Origin of the sequence: Nocardia sp. NPDC050412 (genome assembly GCF_044458825.1) — a bacterium.
Classification (GTDB): Bacteria; Actinomycetota; Actinomycetes; order Mycobacteriales; family Mycobacteriaceae; genus Nocardia.
Window position 1 is genome coordinate 83,975 of sequence record NZ_JBITIJ010000006.1, and the last position, 17,280, is coordinate 101,254.

At 64.5% G+C, this 17,280-nt stretch carries 16 protein-coding genes; 11 read left to right on the forward strand and 5 right to left on the reverse strand.

The features are described from left to right. Window positions 1-267 precede the first annotated feature (267 nt). The 9 genes from ACIBI6_RS18095 to ACIBI6_RS18135 all read left to right on the forward strand — a co-directional run bounded on the left by ACIBI6_RS18095 (window position 268) and on the right by ACIBI6_RS18135 (window position 9,331). Window positions 268-1,473: a cytochrome P450 gene (locus ACIBI6_RS18095; RefSeq protein WP_364344114.1), complete on the forward strand. Its 1,206-nt coding sequence runs from the start codon at window positions 268-270 to the stop codon at window positions 1,471-1,473. Further along, on the forward strand, window positions 1,473-2,279 hold the full coding sequence (locus tag ACIBI6_RS18100; RefSeq protein ID WP_364344117.1) for an SDR family oxidoreductase: 807 nt from the start codon (window positions 1,473-1,475) through the stop codon (window positions 2,277-2,279). The genes ACIBI6_RS18095 and ACIBI6_RS18100 overlap by 1 nt, the downstream gene beginning before the upstream one ends. Further along, window positions 2,276-2,491: a ferredoxin gene (locus tag ACIBI6_RS18105; protein ID WP_396957135.1), complete on the forward strand. Its 216-nt coding sequence runs from the start codon at window positions 2,276-2,278 to the stop codon at window positions 2,489-2,491. The genes ACIBI6_RS18100 and ACIBI6_RS18105 overlap by 4 nt, the downstream gene beginning before the upstream one ends. After that, window positions 2,491-3,042, forward strand: a complete 552-nt coding sequence (locus ACIBI6_RS18110; RefSeq protein WP_364344123.1) for a nuclear transport factor 2 family protein — start codon at window positions 2,491-2,493, stop codon at window positions 3,040-3,042. The genes ACIBI6_RS18105 and ACIBI6_RS18110 overlap by 1 nt, the downstream gene beginning before the upstream one ends. Beyond that, window positions 3,036-4,280, forward strand: a complete 1,245-nt coding sequence (locus ACIBI6_RS18115; RefSeq protein WP_396957137.1) for a hypothetical protein — start codon at window positions 3,036-3,038, stop codon at window positions 4,278-4,280. The genes ACIBI6_RS18110 and ACIBI6_RS18115 overlap by 7 nt, the downstream gene beginning before the upstream one ends. 12 nt (window positions 4,281-4,292) lie before the next feature. Continuing rightward, entirely contained in the window at window positions 4,293-5,900 is a 1,608-nt protein-coding gene (locus tag ACIBI6_RS18120) for an acyl-CoA synthetase (RefSeq protein WP_396957138.1), read from the forward strand. A gap of 100 nt (window positions 5,901-6,000) precedes the next feature. Next, window positions 6,001-7,596, forward strand: coding sequence for a succinic semialdehyde dehydrogenase (locus tag ACIBI6_RS18125; RefSeq protein ID WP_396957140.1), 1,596 nt, complete (start codon window positions 6,001-6,003; stop codon window positions 7,594-7,596). Between the two features lie 26 nt (window positions 7,597-7,622). Next, on the forward strand, window positions 7,623-8,849 hold the full coding sequence (locus ACIBI6_RS18130) for a cytochrome P450 (RefSeq protein ID WP_364344135.1): 1,227 nt from the start codon (window positions 7,623-7,625) through the stop codon (window positions 8,847-8,849). Then, on the forward strand, window positions 8,846-9,331 hold the full coding sequence (locus ACIBI6_RS18135) for a glutathione peroxidase (protein WP_396957143.1): 486 nt from the start codon (window positions 8,846-8,848) through the stop codon (window positions 9,329-9,331). The genes ACIBI6_RS18130 and ACIBI6_RS18135 overlap by 4 nt, the downstream gene beginning before the upstream one ends. A 46-nt stretch (window positions 9,332-9,377) precedes the next feature. On the opposite strand, the gene ACIBI6_RS18140 is transcribed toward ACIBI6_RS18135, so the two are convergent. From ACIBI6_RS18140 to ACIBI6_RS18160, 5 genes are all read right to left on the reverse strand, one after another. Beyond that, a complete protein-coding gene (locus ACIBI6_RS18140) occupies window positions 9,378-9,959 on the reverse strand; it encodes a TerD family protein (RefSeq protein ID WP_364344141.1) in 582 nt (193 codons plus the stop codon). Window positions 9,960-10,039: 80 nt separating this feature from the next. Beyond that, window positions 10,040-11,395 (reverse strand): cytochrome P450, encoded by a 1,356-nt coding sequence (locus ACIBI6_RS18145; RefSeq protein WP_364344144.1) that lies wholly within the window; start codon window positions 11,393-11,395, stop codon window positions 10,040-10,042. Between the two features lie 301 nt (window positions 11,396-11,696). Further along, complete coding sequence (locus tag ACIBI6_RS18150) at window positions 11,697-11,966, reverse strand: isocitrate lyase/phosphoenolpyruvate mutase family protein (protein WP_396957145.1); 270 nt, start codon at window positions 11,964-11,966, stop codon at window positions 11,697-11,699. Next, window positions 11,942-13,771 carry a protein kinase gene (locus ACIBI6_RS18155; RefSeq protein ID WP_396957147.1) on the reverse strand — a complete coding sequence of 610 codons (1,830 nt, stop codon included), beginning with the start codon at window positions 13,769-13,771 and terminating at the stop codon, window positions 11,942-11,944. Before ACIBI6_RS18155 ends, ACIBI6_RS18150 begins: the two co-directional genes overlap by 25 nt. A 173-nt stretch (window positions 13,772-13,944) precedes the next feature. Beyond that, on the reverse strand, window positions 13,945-15,102 hold the full coding sequence (locus ACIBI6_RS18160) for a serine/threonine-protein kinase (RefSeq protein WP_364344153.1): 1,158 nt from the start codon (window positions 15,100-15,102) through the stop codon (window positions 13,945-13,947). A gap of 130 nt (window positions 15,103-15,232) precedes the next feature. Between ACIBI6_RS18160 and ACIBI6_RS18165 the strand changes: the two genes are divergently transcribed. Together ACIBI6_RS18165 and ACIBI6_RS18170 are read left to right on the forward strand one after the other, a co-directional pair. Then, window positions 15,233-16,003 carry a deoxyribonuclease IV gene (locus tag ACIBI6_RS18165; RefSeq protein WP_364344156.1) on the forward strand — a complete coding sequence of 257 codons (771 nt, stop codon included), beginning with the start codon at window positions 15,233-15,235 and terminating at the stop codon, window positions 16,001-16,003. Window positions 16,004-16,299: 296 nt separating this feature from the next. Then, window positions 16,300-17,229: a TauD/TfdA family dioxygenase gene (locus tag ACIBI6_RS18170; RefSeq protein WP_364344159.1), complete on the forward strand. Its 930-nt coding sequence runs from the start codon at window positions 16,300-16,302 to the stop codon at window positions 17,227-17,229. Window positions 17,230-17,280 lie beyond the last annotated feature (51 nt).

Genomic DNA, 17,280 nt, shown 5'->3' on the forward strand with positions numbered 1-17,280 from the left:
AGGTGTACGGAATATAGTCTCGCTTCGCTCCCATGCGCAAGAACCCGTTTCAGAACTGCGCTCGCAAGCTAGCCCGAGGGCACCCGAGAAGAACTACCAGCCATTGTTCGGCCCGAGCCCCATCCCCACACAGATTGTTCAGGAAACCCCTGTCGATTCCGGCGCGCCGCTGGTACCGTCCAGACACATGTCCAGCTATGTGTCTCCCATCAATGCCGCGGCACCGGTCATTGATGAGAACCGGTTCTCGAATTCCGGGTTATCGCGATGACGGCCGCCTCACTGGAGCCCCTGACCTTCGACCCTTACGACTACGCGTTCCACGAGGACCCTTACCCCACCTATGAGCGGCTGCGCACCGAGGCGCCGCTCTATCACAACGCCGATCTGGATTTCTGGGCGCTGTCGCGGCACGCGGATGTGACCGCGGCCTTCCGCGACAGCGTCCGCCTGTCCAGCGCCAACGGAGTCTCGCTGGATCCGGCGGCCTGGGGCCCGCACGCGAGTCGAGTGATGTCGTTCCTGGCCATGGACGATCCGCGGCACATGCGCATGCGCCGACTCGTCTACAAGGGCTTCACCCCCAAGCGGGTGGCCGAGATGGAAGACCGGATCAGGGCCCTGACACTCTCCTACCTCGAACCGGCACTCGCGACCGGCGAGTTCGACTGGATCGACGAGGTCGCTGGCAAACTCCCGATGGATGTCATCTCCGAACTAATGGGCGTGCCCGAGGCCGACCGTGCGGAGATCCGCAGGTTGGCTGATCTGGTGCTGCACCGCGAGGACGGCGTTTTGGATGTCCCGATGGCCGCCGCGCAGGCATCGATCACGCTGCTCACCTATTACGCGGATCTGGTCGCCGCGCGAAGACGCGCTCCGACAATGGATCTCACCTCGGCGCTGCTGGATGCCGAAATCGACGGAGACTCCCTGTCCGATGAGGAGATCATCGGCTTCATGTTCCTGATGGTGGTGGCCGGTAACGAGACCACCACCAAACTCCTCGGCAATGCGCTGTATTGGAGTGCGCGCAATCCGGGCGAATACGCCAAGGTCGTCGCGGAACCCGAGCTTGTCACCGACTGGGTCGAGGAGACGCTGCGCTACGACACCTCCAGCCAGATGGTCGCGCGCTGTGCCGCGGTGGATATCGACCAGCACGGCCGGACCATCCCGAAGGGCGCGAAGGTGCTGCTGCTGATCGGTTCGGCCAATCGGGACCCGGAGGTCTTCACCGACGGCGACAGCTACCGCATCGAACGCACCGATAAGGCCGCAATGGCCAGTTTCGGTGCGGGCGTGCACTTCTGCCTGGGCGCACACCTCGCCCGGTTGGAAGCCACCGTCGCGCTGCGCGAATTCACCTCGCGCGTGCGGTCTTACGACGTCGTCCACGCCGGGATCAAGCGCGTGCACTCGAGCAATGTCCGCGGGTTCGCCAACCTGCCCATCATCGTGGAGGCCAAATAATGCCACGGTTCGAACCGAATCCGATGCGTCGACCGGCGATTGTGGCCGGGGCGTCCTCCGGTATCGGCGCCGCGACGGCCGAGGCGCTGGCCGAACTCGGGCATCCCGTCGCGCTCGGGGCACGCCGGGTGGATCAATGCGAGGCGCTGGCGGCCAAGATCCGCGCCAACGGCGGCGAGGCCTTCGCCCATCAGCTCGATGTCACCGACCCCGCATCCATCGACGAATTCGTCACCATGGCCGAAGACACCCTCGGACCCACCGAAATCCTGGTCTCCGGTGCGGGCGATATCGAATTCTCGCTGGTGCACGAGATGGAACCGGAACGGTTCCTGCAGCAGGTACAGGTGCATCTGGTCGGTGCGCACCGGTTGGTGCACCGGGTACTGCCGGGGATGATGCGCAGGCAGCGCGGTGATTTCGTCTTGATCAGCTCCGACTGCGCCGAGGAACCGCGCCCGCGCACCGGCGCCTACAGCGCGGCTAAGGCCGGGCTCGAGGCAATGGTCCAGCAGATGCGAATGGAGCTGGAGGGCAGCGGGGTTCGCGCGTCACTCGTGCGCCCGGGTCCGACGTTGACCGGCATGGGCATGAACTCCACGCCCGAGGTAGTCGGGCCGATGCTGGAGGACTGGAAGACCTGGGGTTTCGCCCGTCATCCGTACATGCTGCGTGCCGGCGATCTGGCCGCTGCGGTCATTGCCGTGGTCTGCGCACCGCGCGGGGCACATCTCGTGCTGATCGAGGTCCAGCCCGAGGCCCCGCTGCGTCCATTACCGAATGCCGAGGACGGGAGCCGACCTTGAGGATCATCGCCGATCTGGATCTGTGTCAGGGGCATGCCGTCTGCCAGGACGAAGCGCCCTCGGCCTTCACCGTGCCCAAGCGCGGCAAGGTCGAAATCCTCGACCCGACACCGGGTCCCGAAGACCGCGCCGATATCGAACGCGCGGTGCGCTACTGCCCCACCCAAGCGCTATCGATCCGGGACGACGACCCCGCGAAAGGAACACGGTAATGCCAGATTTCGACCGCGCCGAACTCGACGAGATGGTCCGGCGCTGGGTGCTGGAGAACCAGCGCTGCGAGGAAAAGGGCGATTGGAAACCGCTCGCCGAGATGTACACCGAGGACGCGACCTACGGCTGGAACTACGGACCGACACAGGAATTCATGGCGGTCGGGCGGGCCGAGATCCGGGAACTCGCCCTCGGTCAGGAGATGGAGGGGCTGGAGGGCTGGTCCTATCCGTACCAACAGTTCGTCATCGATGAGCGCAGCGGCGATGTCATCGGGTTCTGGAAACAGATCAGCGATAACAAGCGACCCGATGGCCGCAACTACAGTCCGGAGGGTATCGGCGGCAGCTGGTTCCGCTACGGCGGCAACTACCAATGGACCTGGCAGCGTGACTTTTTCGACTTCGGCAATGTCTCGCAGTTGTTCGTGGAGATGATCCAGAACAATGCGCTGACGGCGGGGATGCACAAGCGCATCCAGCGTTCGGTCTCCGGTAAGACGCTGCCGGGCTGGTATCGGATCGGCGAAGCACCGGTTCCACTGTGGTGATATCGAGCTTCGACCGATTGTCGCGGGCCCAGCTGGCGAGGCTGGTGCCCGAACTGCTGCTGTGCGGTCATCTGATCGACCGGTCCGGAATGGCGCACTCCATCGGCGCATTCGGGCGCGAGGGCATGGCGGCGGTCGCCATCGAGGAGTGGCAGCTGGCCAGTCCGGTCTACACCCGCCGCATGCGCCGCGCGCTCGATTTCGACGGCGATGACGTGCCGACGATCTTCAAAGGTCTGCAACTCGATATCGGTGCGCCGCCGCAGTTCATGGACTTCCGGTTCCGCGTCGAGGATCGCGATCACGGCGAGTTCTGGCTGGACCACTGCGGCGCGCTGGCGGATGTGGAGCCGCTCGGCGAGGAGTTCGTGGTCTCCATGTGCCACGACATCGAGGATCCGACCTTCGATGCGACCGCCCTCGCCACCAATCCGCATGCCCAGGTTCGGCCGATCCACCGGCCGCCGCGTCAGCCAGCGGACCGAAAGCCGGTGTGCGCGTGGACCGTCATCATCGACCCGACACATATTCCACCGCCCACACCGCCGAATGCCGAGGTGGTCGCCAATTCCCGAGCCGCATTGCTGGAGTTGGCCCCGATCGATAAGGACGATCCGGGCCAAAGCGATTACGCGGGTCCGCTGCTCAGTGATCTGCGCTTCGCGGACTTCTCCAAATCGGCGTTGGTGCGGATGGCCGACGAGGTCTGCCTGCAACACCACCTGCTCACCATCGGCTTCATGACTGCTGTGCGCGCTCGATCTGCCGACACCGCAACAGATATCGGCCGCAAACAATTCACGGGCATCGCCGGAATAACCTCCGAGCGGATTCGCAACGCACTCGGGCTCGGTGACGATCCAACCGCGTTGGCAGCGGTATTGCGTTTGCATCCGGCGTGGAATCCCTTGCCGTACAGCAAACTCGACGTATCCGTCGCCGACGACGCGGTGCACCTGCGGGTGCCGTGGCACAGCGATGCCAGCACTGACCGCACCTGGCCAACGCTGACCGATCCCGACCATCTCGCACCACTGGAAGCCATGGTGCGCGGCGTGAACCCGCGGTTCGGCGTCAGGTCCACCGCCGCTGACGAACATGGCTGGACCGCTGAGATAGCTCTCGCCGCAGCGCCGTTCAAGGAGGCGACCGAGGTGGCCATTACCCGGATCAGCACCGGCGCCGCCTTCACCTTCACCGACCGCGGCATCCCGCTACCGCTCACCGTCATTCACTGAGAGTGAATTGCCATGTCCCACAACTTCGCCGACCTCTTCGAGCACGCGGTCGACGCGATGCCGCAGCGCACCGCGCTGATCGAGGGCGATCTCGCACTCACCTACGCCGAACTCGAGGCCCGCGCGAATCGGCTCGCCGATCATCTCGGCTCGATCGGCGTCGGCCACGGTACGCACGTGGGCTTCCAGATGCACAACGGCATCGAGACCATGACCACCCTCATTGCCTGTTTCAAGGCGCGGGCAGTGCCGATCAATATCAACTACCGCTACGGCGTCGAAGAACTGCGCTACCTCTATGACAACGCGGATCTCGAAGTGCTTGTGTGCCATGAGAAATACACAGACACGGCGCTGGAAGCACTCGCCGAAACGCCGTCGATCCGGGTGCTGATCGTCGATCGGCCACCCGCCGACACCATCGCCCCGGCAGACCTGTCCGCCTCGTTCGAGCAGGCACTGCTCAGCGGCTCCCCCACCCGCCGCGTCATAGACCGCAGCCCCGACGACCTGTTCATGATGTACACCGGCGGCACCACCGGCCGACCCAAGGGCGTCATGTGGCGGCAAGAGGATATGTGGCGGGTTCTCGGCGGCGGCATCGACTTCTACACGAATGAACCGGTTTCCGACGAATATCAACAGTCCCGTGTCGGCGCGCGGGGCGAACCGAGCACCTGGTTCGTGCTCCCGCCGCTCATCCACGCCGCCGCCATGATGCCGTCCTTCACCGCCCTGTGGTCCGGCAATGCCGTGATCTTCGAGCCCAAATTCGATGCGCGGCGAGTGTGGCAGGTGGTCGAACAGCGCCGCCCACAGATCATGGTGATCACCGGCGATGCCATGGCACGTCCACTGATCGATGCCTACCGTGCCGCACCGGTCGACGCCTCCTCGCTCGTCGCCATCGGCTCCGGTGCCGCGCTGCTGTCGCAGCCGGTGAAAAACGCACTGCTGGAATTGTTTCCGTCGACGATCATCTCCGATTCCATCGGCTCCTCCGAAACCGGTTTCGGCGGTATCGGTATCGCGCAGAAGGACGACAATCCAGGCCGCGGTCCGCGGGTGCAGAGCGGGCGCGGCGCGATAGTGGTCGATGATGCGGGACGACCGGTCGAACCCGGTGCCGAGGGCTGGCTGGCCAAGACCGGCGCGGTGCCGATCGGCTATTACAAGGATCCGGAGAAGACCGAGCGACTGTTCAAGACGGTCGACGGTGCCCGGATCGTGGTGACCGACGATCGCGCCAGGGTCGAGCCGGACGGCTCGGTGACACTGATCGGGCGCGGCAATATGGTCGTCAACACCGGCGGCGAGAAGGTCTTCGTCGAAGAGGTCGAGAGTGTGGTCAAGGCGCATGAGTCCGTCTATGACGCGGTAGTGATCGGGGTACCGCACGAGCGTTGGGGCCAGCAGGTGGCCGCGGTCATATCCGTAGCGGGTGCCGAGGTGGATTTCGCCGCGCTGGAGCGCCACGTGCGCAAGCACCTCGCGGGGTACAAGGTGCCGAGGCAGATCTGGCTCGCCGACGTCGTTACGCGCGCCCCGAGCGGCAAGCCCGACTACCGCTGGGCACGCGAGTTCGCGGCGAGCCGCGCACCGGATCATCAGGCGGACTGAATATGCATTCGACCAGGTCATCCCCCATCAAGCCGCTGACAGTCGTGATGAGAACGTGTTCTAATTTGGGGGCATATGCCGTCAGCACGGAGAAGGTCCGATGAATACAACCGAAGCAAAGAAGGATTCCGCACCGGCGCTGCCCGCCCGGATCACCGAAACGTTGATCGGCAGGCTCACCGAAATGATCGCGGCCTCCGGCACCGCCGCTGCGTATTCGATGGTCGAGGTCTACACCGGCGCCGTGGTCGGCGAACTACCGCAATCGACGCCCGAGGACGTCGCCGCCGCCTATGCGACCGCACGCGCGGCCCAGAAGGAGTGGGCCGCCTGGCCGCTGCAGCGCCGCCTCGAGGTCTTCCAACGCGCACACGACCTGATCCTCGCCGAATACGAAACCATTGCCGACCTGATCCAGATCGGCTGCGGTAAGACCCGCCGCATGGCCTTCGAGGAATCCTGCGATGTCCCGATGGTCATCAGCCACTACCTGAAGACCGCACGCCGGGCGCTCGCGCCCAAGCGGCGCGGCGGCCCGGTGCCACTGATCACCACCTCGACCGAGGAACACCGCCCCAAGGGCGTCGTCGCGGTCATCGCGCCGTGGAATTTCCCATTCGCCATCGCACTGTCGGATTCGATGCCCGCGCTGATGGCGGGCAACGGCGTCGTACTCAAGCCCGATAACAAGACCGCGCTGTGCGCGCTATTCGGGGTGGAGCTGCTGTATCGGGCGGGTCTGCCGAAGGGGCTGTTCCAGGTCGTCTGCGGTGAGGGTCCCGATGTGGGGCCGGCCTTGATCGACAATGCCGACTTCGTCATGTTCACCGGCTCCACCGCGACCGGACGGGTGGTCGGCGAAGGCGCGGGCCGCAATCTGATCGGCTGCAGCCTCGAACTCGGCGGCAAGAACCCGATGATCGTGCTGGACGACGCGAATCTCGACGAGGTGATTCCCGGTGCGTCATTCGCGGTCTTCGCGAATTCCGGCCAGGCATGTATGCACATCGAGCGGATCTATGTGCAGGACAAGTTGTATGACGAGTTCGTGCGCCGATTGGTCACAGCCGCGGAGGAATTGAACGCCGAGATCGGCGCGGCTTACGACTTCACACCAGAATTCGGTTCGTTGGTATCGGTGCAACATATGGAGCGAGTCGCGGCGCATGTCGAGGACGCCCGGGCGAAGGGCGCGACAGTACTGACCGGTGGCAAAGCGCGAGCGGATATCGGCCCGGCATTCTATGAACCCACCGTGCTGACCGATGTCACCCCGGAGATGACGCACGCGACCGCGGAAACCTTCGGTCCGGTGGTGAGCGTCTACCGGTTCACCGACGAGCAGGAGGCCATCCGGCTCGCCAACGACACCACCTACGGTTTGAATGCCAGCGTCTGGAGCCGAGACCTGGCCCGCGCCAACCGCATCGGCGCGCAGCTCGAGGCCGGGAATATCAATATCAACGACGGCTTCGTGACCACCTACGCCGCCAAGGGCACCCCGTCCGGCGGCGTCAAACAATCCGGCGTCGGCACCAGGCATGGCGATCAGGGCCTGCTCAAATACACCGACACCGTGAATATCGGCGTGCAGAAGCGCCAGGTCATGGCGGCCCGCGCGGGCCTGCCCTACGAGAAGCAACTGAAGACGACGCTGACGACGCTACGACTCATGCGCCGACTCAGGCTGCGCTGAAACACTTTTCACCCCAGGAGGTAGCTATGGCAGCGCCCGCGTTCCCGGCAGGCTTCGATTTCACCGACCCGGGGCTGTGGGAAAACCGCATGCCGGTCGAGGAATTCGCAACCCTGCGCCGCACGGCGCCGGTGTGGTGGTGCGCGCAGCCGGATGCGACCTCGGGCGGCTTTCGTGACGGCGGCTACTGGGTGGTCAGCAAACACGAAGACGTGAAGGAGATTTCGCGCAGCCCGGAAATCTACTCCTCGGCACAGAAGGGCGCGATCATCCGGCTGCCCGACGATGTCACTCCGGAGCAGATCGAACTCACCGGTGCGCTGCTGGTCAATATGGATGCGCCCAAGCATGCCAAGATCCGCCGGATCGTCTCCAAGGGCTTCACCCCGCGTGCGGTGGAGGGCCTGCGCGCCACGCTCGCCGAACGCGCGGCGCGAATCGTGCACGAGGCCAAGCGAAGCGGCGGCGGCGATTTCGTCCAGCAGGTGGCCTGCGAACTGCCGCTGCAGGCCATCGCGGAACTGCTCGGCGTACCGAATGACGACCGCCACAAGCTGTTCGAATGGTCCAACCAGACGCTGAACTACGACGATCCGGAATACGGCGACGCCACCACCGCCTTCGCCGAAATCCTCGGCTATGCCTGGAACATGGCCGAAGAGCGGCGCGCCTGTCCGGTCGACGATATCGTCAGCCAATTGGTGCATGCCGATGTCGACGGCGAAGGACTCGGTTCGGACGAATTCGGCTTCTTCGTCATCCTGCTCGCCATCGCGGGCAATGAGACCACCCGCAATGCCATCACCCACGGCATGAAGGCCTTCGTGGACCATCCGCAGCAGTGGGAGCTGTACCGGGCGCAGCGGCCGCGCACCGCACCCGATGAGATCGTGCGCTGGGCGACCCCGGTGAATGCCTTCCAGCGCACCGCCGCCCAGGACACCGAACTCGGCGGACAGCAGATCAAGCAGGGCCAACGGTTGGGAATCTTCTACAGTTCGGCCAACTTCGACGAGGACGCCTTCGAAAATCCGTTCACCTTCGACGTATTGCGCGATCCGAATCCGCACGTCGGATTCGGCGGCACCGGTGCGCATTATTGCGTCGGGGCGAATCTGGCGCGACTGGAGATCGACCTGATGTTCAATGCGATCGCCGATGAGATGCCCGAGATCAGCCAGGTCGCCGATCCGGTACGGTTGCGATCGGGGTGGATCAACGGAATCAAGAACTGGCAGGTGCGATACGAATGAATATCCGCAACATTCCCCTACGTACCCTCTCCGGCGCCCCGGCAACACTGGGCGAATTGGTCGGAGACAAGGCGGTACTGCTGGTCAATGTGGCCTCTAAGTGTGGGCTGACACCGCAGTACACCGGGCTCGTCGAACTTCAGAAAATTTACGGCGAACGCGGTTTCAGCGTGGTCGGGGTGCCGTGCAACCAGTTCATGGGCCAGGAGCCGGGTACCGCCGAGGAAATCGCGGAATTCTGCTCGACCACCTATGGCGTCGACTTTCCGCTGCTGGAGAAGACCGATGTCAACGGCGAGGACCGGCATCCGCTCTACCAGGCACTGGTAGAGACCGCGGATGGCGAGGGCACTGCCGGTGATATCCAGTGGAACTTCGAGAAATTCCTGATCGATCGCGAAGGTGCGGTGGTCGGCCGGTTCCGGCCGAGCACCACACCCGACGACGCCGCGGTCGTTTCGGCCGTCGAAGCCGTTCTGTAGCACCAGCAGCGGCCGGAGCTCCTCGCCAGAGCTCCGGCGCGCATGCTCACGCCATGGCGAAGTGCAGTAGGGCCTGCTTATCGCCCTGCTTGATCTTGCCCTTGCGGTTGAGCACCTCGAGCTGCCAACTTCCGCCGTTGCGGAACGCCTTGGCCACCGCATTGGCGTTGTCCGTGCCGAGCAGCGACGGCCAGATATCGGCCACCTGCTCGGTACCGCCGCCGGACGCGTCGTAGATCTTGAACGAGATGTTGTTGGCCTTCTCGAACGATGAGCCCTTCTTGAAAGCCGCGGCCACGAAAATGATCGCGTCGATGGCCTCGGGCACATTCGCGAAGGTGACATGCACCGATTCGTCGTCTCCGGAGGCGGCGCCGGTCTGTTCGTCGCCGGTGTGCTGGACCGAACCGTTGCCCAGCGGGTCGAGCGAGTCCAGACCGGCGAAACGCACCGGCTCGGCGCCTTGCATGAGGATGGCGATCAGATCCAGATCCACACCGCGCTTGCGGCGCAGCATTCCGAGCGCGCCGCCGCTGGTGCCCCCCGACGGGTCCCAACTCACCCCGACCGTCAGCTTGGTGATGCCGTTGAGATCCGCGGCACCATCTTCCTTCTTGAGCGTGATCATGTCTTCACATTACAAGCGAATTCGCCAAGTCCATGGGGCACAGAATCTTCCCGCGCACGCTCCCGTAACTGGGTGTTCGCCTATGCCTTTCGCCGCCTGCGGTAGCGGACCGCACACGGCTGTTGCAGCTGCACCACCATCTTGCTGTGGTCGTTGCGGTAGCTGTCGGACGGTTGTGCCATCTCGAATTCCCAGTCCCGCAGCAGTATCGAGAAAATCGCTTTGAGCTGCATGAGCGCGAAGGCCGCACCGACACAGCGGTGACGGCCCGCACCGAAGGGAATCCAGGTCCAGCGGTTGACGATATCCGCCTGATTCGGATCGATATAGCGTTTAGGGTCGAAGAGATCCGGATTCGGGAAGTCCTCTGGAATCCGGTTGGAGATGGCCGGAGTCGCCGCCACGAGATCGCCGGGTGCGATGCGATGACCGCACACCTCGAATTCACCCTGCGCCACCCGCATCAGAATGATCAGCGGTGGATGCAGCCGCAAGGTCTCCTTCAGCACTGCCTCCAGATTCGGAATCTGGCGCAGCGCACCGAAACTGATATCGGAACCGTCGGCATACAGCTCGTCGAGTTCATCGACCACCCGACGCAATTCCGCAGGATGCCTCAGCAATTCGATAACCGTCCAGGCCGCGGTGCCAGAGGTGGTGTGATGGCCCGCGAACATCATCGAGATGAACATTCCGGTGATTTCGCTCGCGCTGAATCGCGGCTGCCCCTGCTCATCCTTGATCGAGATCAGGATGTCGAGCATGTCCCGATCTTCCTTGTTCGCCGGCGGATTCACGGCGCGGCCGTCCATGATGCCCTGCACCAATTCGACCAGTTCGGCGCGGGCGGCATCGCGACGGCGGAAGCTTTCGATCGGCGCGTACGGGTCCACATAGGCCAGCGCGTCGGTGCCGCGCTCCAGATCGTGGTAGAGGTGGGCGAAGCGGTCGTCGAGTTCATCGCGGAAGCGTTTGCCGATCAGGCAAGCCGATGAGGTGTAGATGGTCAGCTCGGCGAAGAAGTCGAGCAGGTCGATCTGGCCCTCATCGCCCCAGTTCGCCAGCATGCGCTCGACCTCGCGCCCGATGGTTGCCGCATGTCCGCGCATTTGCTCGGCGCGCAGCGCCTGATTGTGCAGCATCTCCTTGCGCCGCTCCGGACTGGCGTCGAACACCACGCCCTCGCCGAAAATCGGCTTCATGAACGGATAGGCGGCGGCCTGATCGAGATCCTCGTCGCCCGACCGGAAGAAGAACTCATTGGCCTCGGCGCCGGACAGCAGAATCACATGCCGCCCCGCGAGATCGAATGCCCCGACATCCCCGCATTCCGCCCGCACCCGCCGCATCAAAGCCAGTGGATCGACGCGGAATTCCTCGAGATGCCCGTGCTCGTGCTCGCCTCCGGAAACCCGCAGCGGCTTGACCAGGGTCATGAAAATCCTCCTGGGATATCTGTCCACACACATGATGGACATGTGTCTGGACAGTACTACGAGTGACGTAGGGCAGGCAAGGTTCCTCGCCCGAATTCGGATGCTCTCCGCGCCCTGTGCCTGGGAACGCGCTGCCGCAAATAAAATGCCCGGCACTGGTGATACGCAGTGCGGGGCTCTTGTTCGTCGGTTCTACCCGCGATCGAACTCGCCGTAATTCACGCCCGCCGGTTCCCCTCGAATGCCGCGCGATGTGCGTGAGCCGACGAATCAGCGCAAACGCCCCTACCTGGAGCACTGATCAGCGACGGAAGAGGTTGTTGAGGTCGTTCTGGGTGAGTTGCTCGGCGGCGTAGGTGAACGTGCCATGATCGGCCAATTCGTGTGCGGTATCGAGCAATTGGCGATACGTGGCGCGGAAGATGCTGCCGCCGACAGTGACTCGGCGTACACCGAGCTCGCGCAGGTCATCGAGGGACAGTGCATTGCCGGTCAAACCCATGACCACGTTGAGTGGACCGTCGAGTCTCGCGCCCGGTTCGGCTGTCAGTTCAGCGGGGCCGAACGCCACCAGCGCAGGACCTTGTCCTGAGCGCCCGCCAAACCATCTGCGTACATGAGGAATTGGGCGCGCTTGCTGTCGCCGGTGAACGCGGTGACGATCTTGGGCCCGTCGTTGACAAACTTGTAGTTGGTGTAGGTCTTGCCGCCATTGGTATCGGTCGACTTGGTGGCGTCCGACGGTAGGTTGCTCAGCGCCTTCTGCACGTCGGAGGCGTTCTTGTAGACGTAGATCGTGTAGAACGGGTCGTCGTTGTCACCGCCGCCGTAGCAATCCCACTGCGCGGCCCAGGCGCCGAAGTCCGGCGTGCCCGGCGTGGGCAGGGTCAGGTCGCCGGTCTTGTGAGCATTGCATTTCGCGCCGTTGTAGCCGACCGAATCGGATTCGCTGGCGGGCACCATGCGCGGGAACTCTTTGCTGATCGCGGCCGCCGTCGCATCCACCGAGCCGCTGCCACCATAGGACGAACTCGACGAGGTCGTCGTACTACTGCCGCCGGAGCTCGACGAACCGCTACTCGACAGCGCACCGATGATCGCGACCACGATCACCAACAGGATCACCAGACCGACGCACAGCGCGACGATCAGCCCCACATTCGATTTGCGCTGCGGCGGCGCGGGCGGGCGCGGTCCACCCATCGGCGGCCGCGTCGCGAAGCCGAGCGGCTGCTGGTTGTACGGATTGCTCGGATGCGGTTGCTGTTGGGTCGGCGCGGTCTGCACCGGCTGCGGATGTGGGATGCCCTGCGATGCGGGATTGACGGTCGTCGGCGCCAATGGCTGCGGCTGCACAGTGTGCGGTGCACTTGTCTGCGGATACGGCCCGCTGGTCTGCGGATACGGTCCGGCGGTCTGCGGGTACGGCCCGTTCGTCACCGGTATCGGCTGGCCGGTAACCGGCCGTGGCACACCTGTCACCGGAATCGCCGGACCGGTGCCCGGACGCGGTCCACCGACCACCGGCATCGACGGAACGCTCGGATTGGTCAGTGCATGCTTGGCGGCCTGCGCGAATTCCGAGCAGGAGGCGAACCGATCGTCGGGCCGCTTGGCCATGGCCTTGGCCATCACCGCGTCCAACTGGTAGGGCAAGCCGGGGCGAACACTGCTCAGCGCCGGCGGCGCGGCCTGCAGATGTCCCTGGATCACCGCCGCCGGATTGGTCGCCGCGAACGGACCGGACCCGGTGAACAGCCAGAACAGCGAGCACGCCAGCGAGTACTGATCCGATCGGTGATCCAGCGATGCGCCGGTGAGTTGTTCGGGCGAGGCGTAGGCGAGGGTGGCGGTGAAGGTGCCGGTCTGGGTGAGGTGACCGGTGTCGTCGCGCAGCCGCGCGATACCGAAGTCGGTCAGGTAGACCCGCTCACCGCGGCCGCCACCGGAGCGGGCCAGCAGGATGTTCGCGGGCTTCACATCGCGGTGCAGGACACCCATGCCGTGCGCGTAGTCGAGCGCGTCGGCGGTCTCCTTGATGATCTGGACTGCCCGCTCCGGCGGCAGTGACTTGGGATCGACCGACGCGGCATCGATGCCATCGATGTACTGCATCGAGATCCACAACTGCTCGTCGTCGAGGCCGCGGTCATAGACGGTGACGATATTCGGGTGATCGAGCTGGGCGACCAGATCCGCCTCCCGTTCGAACCGCGCCCGCACCTCCTTATCGAAGAACATCTCCCGATTCAGCAGCTTCAGCGCCGTCATCCGCGGCAGTCGCGGATGTTTCGCCAGGTACACCGAACCCATGCCACCGCGACCCAGTTGCCGATCGATGACATAACCGGCGAATACGTCACCGCTGGCCAGCATGTCTGCTCCACTTCCCGCCGCCACCGGGACCCACCGATGAACAGGCGTACAGCATAAGAATGCGCGATCAGGACCTTCTGACCACGGAAAACATCGAAACCTTAGCAGGATTCGCTTAAGCCCTGGTTATCGTCGACTTATAGGTATCGCAGGCGATATCCGATCGTCTTCGGCTATGGCGGCGGGCGCGGCGCGGGTCCGGGCGGCGTTCTGCCGGGGCGACGTGGGATATCGGGCAGGGCGATGGTGCCGGGTCGCGGTGAGCGGCGCGGTGGCAGCGGCAGGCGCGGCTGAGATGTTCTCGATGGCTCAGCGGCGGAGCGGTTTGTCGGCTCGGGCGGCCGGGCGGTTCTGCCACTGCCGACTTGCCCGGAAGTGTTGGGAGGCACCGCGTTTGCAGAGGGCACCGGGTTTCGGGCCGCACCGGCCTCGCGAGGATGCTCGGTGCCGGGCCCCATCGACGGACCGTGATACCCGTTCCCCTGATGCGGGTGCGACATCGACGACAGCAGCGCCCGACGGGCGGCCTGCGCGAATTCGGTGCAGCTGACGAACCGGTCCGCGGGCCGTTTGGCCATGGCCCGCGCCAGCACCGCGTCCAGCGCGGGTGGTACGTCGGGGCGATATCGACGCAGCGACGGTATCGCCCCATACAGATGCCCATTGATGACGGCCATGGGATTCGCCCCCTGGAAGGGCGCGGCACCGGTCAGCATCCAGAACAGCGAGCAGGCCAGTGAGTACTGGTCTGCCAGGTAGTCCGGCGTCCCGGTCAGTTGTTCCGGCGCGGCGTAGGCCAGTGTGGCGGTAATGGTTCCGGCCGAACTCAGCGTGGATTCACCGTCGCGCATGCCCGCGATACCGAAGTCGGTGAGCAGCACCCGTTCCGGCTGTCCGATCGGGGCCTTGGCCAGCAGGATATTGGCCGGTTTCACGTCCCGGTGCAGTACGCCGTTGCCGTGTGCGAAATCCAGTGCGGCAGCGGTATCGACGATGATCTGCACCGCGCGGCCGGGGGCGAGCACGTTGACATCCGCGCAGGAGGCATCCGCGCCCGGCACGAATTGCATCGAGATCCACAACTGTTGATCCTCGGCGCCGCGGTCGTAGACGGTGACGATATTCGGATGGTCGAGCTGGGCGACCAGATCGGCCTCGCGCTCGAAGCGGCGCCGGATCTGGGCATCGGTATACAGTTCGCGCTTCAGCAATTTCAGCGCGGTCAGGCGCGGCAGACGCGGATGCCGGGCCAGGTACACGGTGCCCATACCGCCTTGGCCGAGCACGCGTTTGATCGTGTACCCAGCGAAAACATCGCCAGTTCGCAGCACAGTGGATTCACCCCCCGTATCGGGTCGAGCACCTGGATCCTACCGATGTATCTGTTCGCACGGCCCGGACGCAACATGTTCGTTGCGGTGGGCGAAGACGTTGTCGGTGGCAGTCGTTAGGCTCGGCCCCATGCGCATTGGAGCACACGTCCGGCTCGACAGCGATCCGATCGGCTTCGGTGAAAAACTCGGCGCCGATGTCATCCAACTGTTCGTCGTCGACCCGCAGAGTTGGGATAAACCGACCCCGCATCCGCGGACCGAGGAGATCCTCGCCAGTCCGATCGATGTGGTGGTGCACTCGTCCTATCAGATCAATGTGGCCAGCCTGAACAATCGCTTGCGCATGCCGTCGCGCAATGCGGTTGCGCAGCAAGCGAAGGCCGCCGCCGATATCGGTGCGTTCGGTCTGGTGGTGCACGGCGGACATGTGCGCTCCGATGGCGAACTGGAAACCGGAATCGATAACTGGCGCAAGCTGTTCGAGCGTCAGCAGGACAAGGGCGGCTTCGCGGTGCCGATCCTGATCGAGAACACCGCGGGCGGTAACCACGCCATGGCCCGGCATTTCGATTCGATCGCCCGGCTCTGGGACGCGGTCGGCGATTTCAGCGCGGGCTTCTGCCTGGACACCTGCCACGCCTGGGCGGGCGGTGAGGATCTGGTCGGCGTCGTCGAGCGGATCAAGGCCATCACCGGCCGGATAGACCTGGTGCACCTGAACTCCTCCCGCGACGAATTCAATTCGGGCGCAGACCGTCATGCCAACTTCGCGGACGGCACGATCGATCCGCAGCTGCTGGCCGAGGTGTGCCGGACGGCGGATGCTCCGGTGATCCTGGAGACGCCCGCCGAGGGTGTCGCCGAGGACCTGGCGTACCTGCGCGAGCACGTCGGCTGATCGCCCCGCCCGTCCCCACCCCCATTCGGGGTGTGCGCAAGAAAGACGTAGATCAGAAGGCGCGCGCAGACGCATGCGACCGCCACAAGCCTGCCGAACGCTGAATCATCAACCCGAGCGGACAGCGCATAAAGGGGAGTCGAATGGCGGCTCTGCCCACGCGCGCAGCCGCCACATGACTACGTTCGGCGGGGTGCCATGTTGGGATCAGGGCGATGGAAACCCTGGTTGGGGTGCAGGTTTCGGTGGTGTGCTCGATGGCGCATCAACCGATTTCAACCAGCGAAGGTGATCTCATGACGGTCGACTACGCCCAGACAACCGCCACCGTGACCAAAACCGGCGCTCGCATCGGCGCCCAAGTCGACAATGTCCGGCTCGGCGGCGATGTGGACGCGGCAACCGTCGCGGTGATCCGGCGCGCGCTGCTCGAGCACAAGGTCATCTTCTTCCGTGGTCAGGATCATTTGACCGAGGACGGGCAGTACGAGTTCGCGCAGTTGCTCGGTACCCCGACCACCCCGCATCCGACGGTCACCTCGCACGGTGTCAAGAGCCTGGCCATCGACTCGGAGTACGGCCGCGCCAACAGCTGGCACACCGACGTCACCTTCGTCGACCGGATCCCGAAGGCCTCCATCCTGCGCGCGGTCACCCTGCCTACTTACGGCGGCTCGACCACGTGGGCCTCCACCGTCGCCGGCTACGATTCGCTGCCGGAGCCGCTCAAGCGCCTGGCCGAGAGCCTGCGGGCGGTGCACACCAACCTCTATGACTACGCGGCAACCGACGTCGACCGGCGCGGCCCGAATACCGATGCCTACCGCGCCGAATTCCAGTCCGACTACTACGAGACCGAGCATCCGGTGGTGCGCGTGCACCCGGAGACCGGGGAACGCGCACTGCTGGTCGGGCACTTCGTCAAGCGTTTCGTAGGGGTCTCCACCAGCGAGTCCCAGGCGCTGTTCCGCCTGTTCCAAGACCGGGTGACCCGGCTGGAGAACACCACCCGCTGGAACTGGCAGCCCGGTGACGTCGCTATTTGGGATAACCGCGCCACCCAGCACTACGCCGTCGACGACTACGACGACCAGCCGCGCAAGCTGACCCGGATCACCCTCGCCGGGGATATCCCGGTCGGTGTCGACGGAGTCAAGAGCACCTCGCACCATGGCAATGCCGAGCACTACTCGATCATCGAGGAAGTTTCCCCGCTCGAAGTGTGACGACGATCGCACGGCTGCCGCAGTACCTCCGATTGTGCTGCGGCAGTTGAG